Genomic DNA, 8,385 nt, shown 5'->3' on the forward strand with positions numbered 1-8,385 from the left:
AGAGCATCCACATCTTCCGGGAGACGGTCGCCGAGACCGAGAACCCGGTGATGCTGTACTCGATCGGCAAGGATTCCTCCGTGCTACTGCACTTGGCGCTGAAGGCGTTCGCGCCGGGGCGCCTGCCGTTCCCATTGATGCACATCGACACGACCTGGAAGTTCAAGGAGATGATCGCGTTCCGCGATGCCCGAGCGAAGGAACTCGGGCTCGACCTGATCGTGCACACCAACCAGGACGGGCTCGCGCGCGGCATCGGCCCAGTGAGCCACGGCTCGGAGGTGCACACCGACGTGATGAAGACGCAGGCGCTGCGTCAGGCGCTGGACAAGCACCGCTTCGACGCGGCCTTCGGCGGCGCGCGCCGCGACGAGGAGGCGTCCCGCGCCAAGGAGCGCATCGTCTCCCTGCGCACCGCGCAGCACCGCTGGGACCCCAAGCGCCAGCGCGCCGAGCCGTGGCACCTGTACAACCTGCGCAAGAAGCGCGGCGAGTCGCTGCGCATCTTCCCGCTCTCGAACTGGACCGAGCTCGACATCTGGCTCTACATCGAGCAGGAGCGCATCCCGATCGTGCCGCTCTACTTTGCCAAGCCGCGGCCGGTGGTGGAGCGCGACGGGCAGTTGATCCTGGTGGACGACGACCGCCTGCCGCTGGCGCCGGGCGAGACGCCCAGGCAGGTCAGCGTCCGCTTCCGCACGCTCGGCGACTACCCGCTCACCGGCGCCGTCGAGAGCGAGGCGGACACGCTGCCGGCGATCATCGGCGAGACGCTGGCCGCCCGCACCTCCGAGCGGCAGGGCCGGGTGATCGACAAGGACGGCGCCGGCGCCATGGAGCGCAAGAAGCAGGAGGGCTACTTCTGATGACGATCCATCAGGCGCCGGACGCGTTCGGCTACGAGTCGTTCCTGGCCGCCCACCAGCGCAAGGAGGTGCTGCGCTTCATCGCCTGCGGCTCCGTCGACGACGGCAAGTCGACCCTGATCGGCCGGCTGCTGCACGACACCAAGCAGGTCTTCGACGACCAGATCACCGCGCTCCGGCGCGATTCGCGCAAGCACGGCACGCAAGGGCAGGAGGTCGACCTCGCGCTGCTGGTCGACGGCCTCCAGGCCGAGCGCGAGCAGGGCATCACCATCGACGTCGCCTATCGCTTCTTCTCCACCGACCGACGCTCGTTCATCGTCGCCGACACGCCGGGCCACGAGCAATACACCCGCAACATGGCCACCGGCGCCTCGACCGCCGACGTCGCCGTGATCCTGGTGGATGCCCGGCAGGGCCTGACGCGCCAGACGCGGCGCCACGCGCTCCTGGTCTCGATGCTCGGCATCCGCCGCGTGGTGCTGGCCATCAACAAGATGGACCTCGTCGGCTGGTCGCAGGCGACCTTCGACGCGATCGTCGCGGGCTTCTCGGCCTTCGCCGAGACCCTCGGCTTTGCCGAGATCCGGCCGATCCCGCTCTCGGCCAAGAACGGCGACAACGTCGTGCTGCCGGCGATCTCGGCGCCGTGGTACGCGGGCACGCCGCTGCTCGCCTATCTCGAGACGGTGCCGGTGCGCGAGGCGGCGCTCGCCGCCCCGTTCCGCATGGCGGTGCAGTGGGTGAACCGCCCGAATTCGGACTTCCGCGGCTTTTCCGGCCTGATCGCCAGCGGCAGCGTGAGGCCGGGCGACGCCGTGTCGATCGCGCCGTCCGGGCGCGCCTCCACGATCGCGCGGATCGTCGGCCCCGACGGCGACCTCACGTCGGCGCGGGAGGGCCAGTCGGTGACGCTCGTGCTCGCCGACGAGGTCGACGCCTCCCGCGGCAGCGTGATCGCGGCGGCCGCCCACCCGATGCGGGTCTCCGACACCCTCGACGTGCGCCTGTTCTGGGCGGCCGAGACCGGGCTGGCGCCCGGCGCGAGCCTGCTCGCCAAGATCGGCACGGCGACGGCCAACGCCGTCGTCGCCGAGATCCGCAGCCGCATCGACCCGGAGACGGGCAAGCCGGAGCCGGCCCGGACGCTCGCGGCCAACGACATCGCCGACGTGACGCTCAAGCTCGACCGCGCGGTGGCCTTCGACCCCTACGCCGAGACCCGCGACACCGGCGGCCTGATCCTGATCGATCGCGAGAGCACGGACACGGCGGCCCTGGGCCTGGTCCGGGCGCCCGCGGCGGCACCGGCACCGGCACCGGTCATCGGCAGCACGCGCTTGTTCGCGCGCCTTCGCCGGGCGTTCGGGGGCTGATCTCGGGCGCCCGGCTCAAGGGTCCCTGCCGGTTGGGGGGTCCGCAGGCGGGCTCGGACCGACAGGCGACTGGGCTCGGGTCGGATAATCCGCACATGCGGCAGGTGGGAGCCCGAGCCTTCACACCCGCAGGACCACGAACCGGATCAGCAGAACGGCCAGCAGCAGGCCGAACAGGCCGCCGAGCTTGAAGCAGAGCCAGACGACGAGAAGGCCGATCCCCAGGACGGCGGCGATGCCGATATGGGCCTTGCCGAGGGCCGCGATCGACGGATCGGGCGTCGGTTCGTAGAGGGTTTCCGGATCGTTGCGGTCGGGTGCGAACGGCGTGCCGTCGACGATGAAGGCCGCGATCTTCGGCCAGTGCGGCTCGGCGATGCCGGCGCCGTGGCCGCCGCGCAGATACTTGAACTCGGTGATGGCCGGCCGCTTGCCGGCATCGCGGAAACCGTCGAAGCCGGCACCGCCGAGATCGAACTTCCGGAACCACTCGACGCTTTTGGGCAGCAGGGCCACCACCCAGTCGCCGCCGGCGCAGACGTTCTGGAACCGCGCGACCCGGCCGGAATCCACCAGCGGTAGCCAGGGATAGTCGCGCCGCACCACGCTGCCGGCAAACAGAACGTTGCGGAAATGCAGGGCCGGGTAATCCTGCAGCGCACGGGCCGCGAGATAGGTGCCGTTCGAGTGCCCGACGTAGTGGAAATCCGACTTCGGGTATTGCGCGAAGGCGGTCACGTACTGGTCCATGAACCACTCGACCTTCTCGCGCCGGATCCACGGCAGCACGAAGGGCAGCATCGCGAAATAGCCGTAGCTCGGCGTCCAGCTTCGGAAGACGGTCGCCTGGTTCCGCCCGGTCGGGCTCCCGGCGGCCCGGACGCGCTCGGCGATGCGGTGGGTCCAGAAGCCGTCGTCGCGGATGCCGTGGATCACGAAGACCGTGTCCCTCACCGTCTCGTCGACGCCCTCGATCTCGTCCGACAGCAGTGCCGGGTCGAGGGCGATCGTCGAGAGACCGACGCGCCCGCGTTTGAGCGCGTCCAGGACCAGGACCCGGCGTGCCTGCGCGGCGGCGTCGCCTTCCAGGATCACCGCCTGCTTGTGGTCGGTGAACGGCAGTTCGATCAGGAAATAGTCCTGCGCCTCCGGGCCGGGGTCGGGCGGATCGTTCGGGCCGGCGATCAACGCCTGCCCGGTCCCGTCGACGGTGAGATCCACCTGATCGACCGGGGAGACGAGGTCGTCCTGGGTGCCGAGGAGCTGGATCAGGATCGGCTGGTCCGGCCGCGCCGGATCGCGCGGATGCGATGCCTGCTGGCTGCGGCGGTAGGCGAGCCAGTTCAGCCGGGTCTGCGCCATGAAGGGGGCGCCGATGCGGAAGTCGAACGCCGTCGGCGTCCAGCCCGGTACGAGGTGGCCGACGAGGCCGACGATGTTGAACAGGATGGAGTAGATCCAGCCCATGCGCGCCGAGATCTTCCAGCCGCGGTTGAACGCGGCGAGCATCACGACGCGCTCGACCTTGTCCGCCCAGGCGCGCGGCTTCTCGGTTGCAAGGTCCCCCTCGGCCCGGAAGTCGTCGGGACACCCGGCCGCGACGAGGAACGTTCGCCGGGCGATCGTCGCCCCGACGCTGTGGCCGACGAGGACGATTCGCGTCGGCGCGGCCTCCTGCACCCAGCGGTCGATCTCGGACAGGAGGTCGGCGACGATCCGCGTCGCGCGCGTCCCCGACAGCCAGCGTGCGTAGGGCATCTCCGGGACGCGGACCACCGTGCCCGGACCGTAAGCCTCGCAGGCGGCGGCGCGCACGTCCTCCATGCGATGGGGAAGGACGCCGAGCCCGTGCACGACGACGACCAGCGTCGTCCCCGACCCGACCGGCTTCGCGTGCTCCTCGGGCATGACCGAACCTTCCCGTGTACGATCGAGGCTAGATCGGTTGGTCCAAAAATCAATGCTGATTTCGCGCGATGCGTCCGGAAACTGTCTTCGGTTCGACAATCACCGGACACGTCGAGCACGCGGTCGGCTCGCGATCCAGCCGCGAAACCCGCTTCACGCCAGGGTGAAATGCAGCTCACCCAAGCCCTCAAGGCTGGAGACGATCGCGTCGCCGGGCTTGAGCCACGTGCGCTCGGCGCGGGGCGTCTTCTCGCCGAAGATCACGCCTTGGGGGGTGCCGGTGTAGAAGATGTCGCCGGGCCTGATGGTCATCACCTTCGAGGCGAAGCTGATGAGTTGGCGACAGTTGAAGATCATGTCGTTTGTGTTCCAGTCCTGCCGCACGGCACCGTTCACCTTGGTGACGAGGCGCAGGTTGTTCGGATCGGGCACGCGGTCGCTGGTGACGAGGTAGGGACCGAGTGGCGCGAAGCCGTCCGAGGTCTTGCCGATCATGAACTGCGAGGTCAGCGTCTGGAGATCGCGGGCGCTGAAGTCGTTGCCGGTGCTGTACCCGGCCACGTAGTCGAGCGCGTCGGCCTCGGAGACGTCGCGACATTCGCGGCCGAACACCATCACCAACTCGGTCTCGTAGTCGAACTCGCGGGCGGCATGCGTGGGCAGTGTGATCGTACCGCCGTGGTGGTTGAGCGTGTTGTTGTACTTGTTGAACAACGGTGGGTCCTTGGGCACCGGCGTGCCGGTCTCCTCGGCATGCTTGCGGTAGTTGAAGCCCATCATGATGATCTTTTCCGGCCGCGTGACGAGCGGGCCGTAGGCGATCGTCGCTTCGGGAATCGTCAGCCGCCGGTCGGGGGCGGCCTCGGCGGCGTCGATCACCGCGCGCAGCATCGGACCCTTCCCGTTCTGCAACAGGTCGTCCATGTCGGCCGGAACGGGCAGACCCAACGCCTTCCCGGCGGCGGCCACGTCGAGGACGCCGTCCTTTGTCTTGACGCCGAGGGTGTAGCCTCCGTCTCGGCGCATGTTGATGAGCGTCATGTCACGCGGCATCCCGAAGGGGGCGGATGCCCCCGACGGGCTGGTGGCCGCACGGGCCGGCGCCGCCACGGCCGCGGCCGCGAGGCCGGCCGCCGTCGCCTTCAGGAAATCGCGTCGATCACCCATCGTTCGTCTCCATCCCAGGATCGCCGTTTTCCGGCGCGGTTCCCCGTTTCGGGGCTCGGTGCCCGCGGCGGTCGGACCGCATCGGGATGGGGAACATGCGCCGATCCGGGGGCGGTGTCAGGCCGCGCGGGCGACAGGGCGGCGGGATTGTCCGGGCCGTTAGGCGGCTTCGTGCGCAACCGCGAGCCCCCGGGCCTCCGCCGGCACCGCATAAGAACACCGCAATGCGTCCTGGTCGGGGATCGCCAGCCGCTCCGCTTGCGCATCGGCGTCGGCGCAGCTTGCCGCCAACGCGAGGATGGCGTGCGGCCGGGCGCCCCGGCGCGAGGGCCGGAAGCCGCTGCGGTACACCGGCATCACAAGAGAGAGCGTCCAGCGCCGCGACGTGCTGCGCGAAGCCCATCGTTGCGGGCAAGGCCGAACGCGTCGCGCAACGCCTGGGCGGATGTCGAGCCGGACCGCACGAAGCGCAGGTCGAGGACGGAGCGGCCCGTCCCAGTCGGGCGACGGGCCGCCGACACCCGCCGTCGCGGCGGCCAGCGGAGGGGAGCGTTGTGCGCGACGCGTGACGACCCGCCTCGCTCCCCGGTCGCGCGCCTTGAACGTCGGCGGACCGGCGACTAGGGTCCGCGCCGCCGCCGAAGGGCGGACAGACCTGCCAGACACCGGAGCACCGCCCCATGGGCTTTCTCGCCGACGCCCTCTCGCGCGTAAAACCCTCCGCGACGATCGCGATGACGCAGAAGGCGCGCGAGCTGAAGGCCGGCGGCATGGACGTGATCAGCCTGTCGGTCGGCGAGCCCGATTTCGACACGCCCGAGCACATCAAGCAGGCGGCGGTGGAGGCGATCGCCCGCGGCGAGACCAAGTATCCGCCGGTCTCCGGCATCGTGCCCCTGCGCGAGGCGATCGCAAAGAAGTTCAAGCGCGAGAACGGCCTCGACTACGCGGTCTCGCAGACCATCGTCGGGACGGGGGGCAAGCACGTGATCTACAACGCGCTGCTCGCGACGCTCAACCCCGGCGACGAGGTGGTGGTGCCGCGCCCCTACTGGGTGTCCTACCCGGAGATGGTGGTGCTGTGCGGCGGCACCCCCGTGTTCGCCGAGACCGACATGGCGCACAATTTCAAGCTCCAGCCCGAGGAGCTGGAGCGCGTGCTGACGCCGAAGACCAAGTGGATCATCCTCAACTCGCCGTCGAACCCGTCGGGCGCGGCCTACACGCGGGACGAGCTGCGCAAGATCACCGACGTGCTGATGCGCCATCCCCACGTCTGGGTGCTCACCGACGACATGTACGAGCACCTGACCTACGGCGACTTCGCCTTCGTCACGCCCGCGCAGATCGAGCCCGGGCTGTACGCGCGCACGCTCACCATGAACGGGGTCTCGAAGGCCTACGCGATGACCGGCTGGCGCATCGGCTACGCGGCCGGCCCGGAAAAGCTGATCAAGGCGATGGACTTCGTGCAAGGGCAGCAGACGTCGGGGGCGTCCTCGATCTCGCAATGGGCGGCGGTGGCGGCGCTGGACGGGACGCAGGCGCACCTGGCCACGTTCAAGGCCGCCTTCCAGGAGCGGCGCGACCTCGTCGTCTCGATGCTGAACCAGACCAAGGGCCTGCACTGCCCGACGCCGGAGGGCGCGTTCTACGTCTACCCGTCCTGCGCGGAGACGATCGGGCGCACCGCCCCGTCGGGCAAGGTCATCGCGACCGACGAGGACTTCGTCACCGAGCTGCTCCAGGCGGAAGGGGTCGCCGCGGTCCACGGCTCGGCCTTCGGCCTCGGCCCCAACCTGCGGATCTCCTACGCCACCGCGACGAAGACGCTGGAGGAGGCGTGCCACCGCATCCAGCGGTTCTGCGGCGCGCTGCGATAGGCCTAACGTAGAGCGGGGTCCGCGAAGGGTCGGGCGCCGAAGGGGTCGGACCCGTGCGTCGTTCGACGAGAAGCAGCCGCATGCCAACCATCGCCATCATCGCGCCGGGCGCCATGGGGAGCGCGGTCGCCGCGCGCCTGACCGGGCACGGCGCCCGCGTCCTGACCTCGCTGACCGGGCGGAGCGGGACGACCCGCGCCCGCGCCGAGGCCGCCGGCATGGTCCATGCCGGGGATGCCGACCTCGCAGCCGCCGACCTCGTCCTGTCGATCCTGCCGCCGGCGGATGCCGCGGCGCTTGCCCGCCGCCTCGCCCCGAGCCTCGCGGGGGCGCCGCGCAAACCGGTCTACGTCGATCTCAACGCGGTCTCGCCCAACACCCTGCACGGCATCGCCGCGACGATTGCGGAGACGGGTACGCCCTTCCTGGACGGCGCGATCCTCGGCCATCCGCCGAGGCCCGGCGCCGTCGGCCCGCGCCTGTACGTGTCCGGACCCGGCACCGGACCGGCGATGCGCCTGCGCGACCTCGGCCTCGACATGCGCGTCTGCGAAGGGGGCATCGGCGCCGCCTCCGCCCTGAAGATGAGCTACGCCGGCATCAACAAGGGGCTCACGGCGCTCGCCGGGCTGATCGTGCTCGGGGCGGAGCGTTCCGGCGCCGGGGCGGCGCTCCGCGCGGAACTCGCCGAGAGCGAGCCGGAGCTGCTCGCCCGCTTCGGTCGCGCCCTGCCCGACATGGTGCCGAAGGCCGGCCGCTGGGTCGCCGAGATGGGCGAGATCGCCGGCTTCCTCGCGCCGGACGCGGCGGGGGGACAGGTGTTCGCGGGCGCCGCCGCCTTCTATGACCGGTTGTCGTCGCCGGCGGGCGCCGACGAGGTCGCGGCGCTGGAAGCCTTCGCCGAGGCGGCAGGCCGATCGTCGCGGACGGGCTGATATGCCGAAGCTTCGGTTGCCGGCTCAAACGTCTTCACCTACATCGGCGGTCCCCGCGGCCGATGCGCCTGAAGGTTTCGCGAGCCCGCTCGGGCCTGCATGGACGCGGGGTCGGCAGTGACGGGGCGGCCCGGACCAGTTCTCTGGACCGTTCCCATGAATCCTGGTGGGCCGGGGTGCTGCAGGCGTGTCGGAGGCGCGGGGAACAGGAACCGCGAATCCGGCGCATGGCCCACATGAATCCCTGGCC

General features: G+C 70.3%; 6 protein-coding genes. 4 read left to right on the forward strand and 2 right to left on the reverse strand.

Translation table 11 applies throughout. The features are described 5' to 3' along the window. Together cysD and cysN are read left to right on the forward strand one after the other, a co-directional pair. Positions 1 to 866, forward strand: an 866-nt coding sequence (gene cysD / locus ACFE86_RS18450) for a sulfate adenylyltransferase subunit CysD (protein WP_375456777.1), incomplete at its 5' end; no start/stop codon positions are given. Continuing rightward, the gene (gene cysN, locus ACFE86_RS18455; protein ID WP_375456778.1) at positions 866 to 2,242 is read left to right on the forward strand and encodes a sulfate adenylyltransferase subunit CysN; all 1,377 of its coding nucleotides are present in this window, start codon (positions 866 to 868) and stop codon (positions 2,240 to 2,242) included. The genes cysD and cysN, both read left to right, overlap by 1 nt. A 120-nt stretch (positions 2,243 to 2,362) precedes the next feature. On the opposite strand, the gene ACFE86_RS18460 is transcribed toward cysN, so the two are convergent. Both ACFE86_RS18460 and ACFE86_RS18465 read right to left on the reverse strand, forming a co-directional pair. Continuing rightward, positions 2,363 to 4,150: a hypothetical protein gene (locus ACFE86_RS18460; protein WP_375456779.1), complete on the reverse strand. Its 1,788-nt coding sequence runs from the start codon at positions 4,148 to 4,150 to the stop codon at positions 2,363 to 2,365. Positions 4,151 to 4,303: 153 nt separating this feature from the next. Continuing rightward, the gene (locus ACFE86_RS18465; RefSeq protein ID WP_375456780.1) at positions 4,304 to 5,317 is read right to left on the reverse strand and encodes a fumarylacetoacetate hydrolase family protein; all 1,014 of its coding nucleotides are present in this window, start codon (positions 5,315 to 5,317) and stop codon (positions 4,304 to 4,306) included. Positions 5,318 to 5,997: 680 nt separating this feature from the next. Between ACFE86_RS18465 and ACFE86_RS18470 the strand changes: the two genes are divergently transcribed. Together ACFE86_RS18470 and ACFE86_RS18475 are read left to right on the forward strand one after the other, a co-directional pair. Beyond that, on the forward strand, positions 5,998 to 7,200 hold the full coding sequence (locus ACFE86_RS18470) for a pyridoxal phosphate-dependent aminotransferase (protein WP_375456781.1): 1,203 nt from the start codon (positions 5,998 to 6,000) through the stop codon (positions 7,198 to 7,200). 80 nt (positions 7,201 to 7,280) lie between these two features. Beyond that, positions 7,281 to 8,135: a DUF1932 domain-containing protein gene (locus ACFE86_RS18475; protein ID WP_375456782.1), complete on the forward strand. Its 855-nt coding sequence runs from the start codon at positions 7,281 to 7,283 to the stop codon at positions 8,133 to 8,135. Positions 8,136 to 8,385: the final 250 nt, after the last annotated feature.

Source organism: uncultured Methylobacterium sp., from assembly GCF_964244095.1.
Lineage (GTDB): Bacteria > Pseudomonadota > Alphaproteobacteria > Rhizobiales > Beijerinckiaceae > Methylobacterium.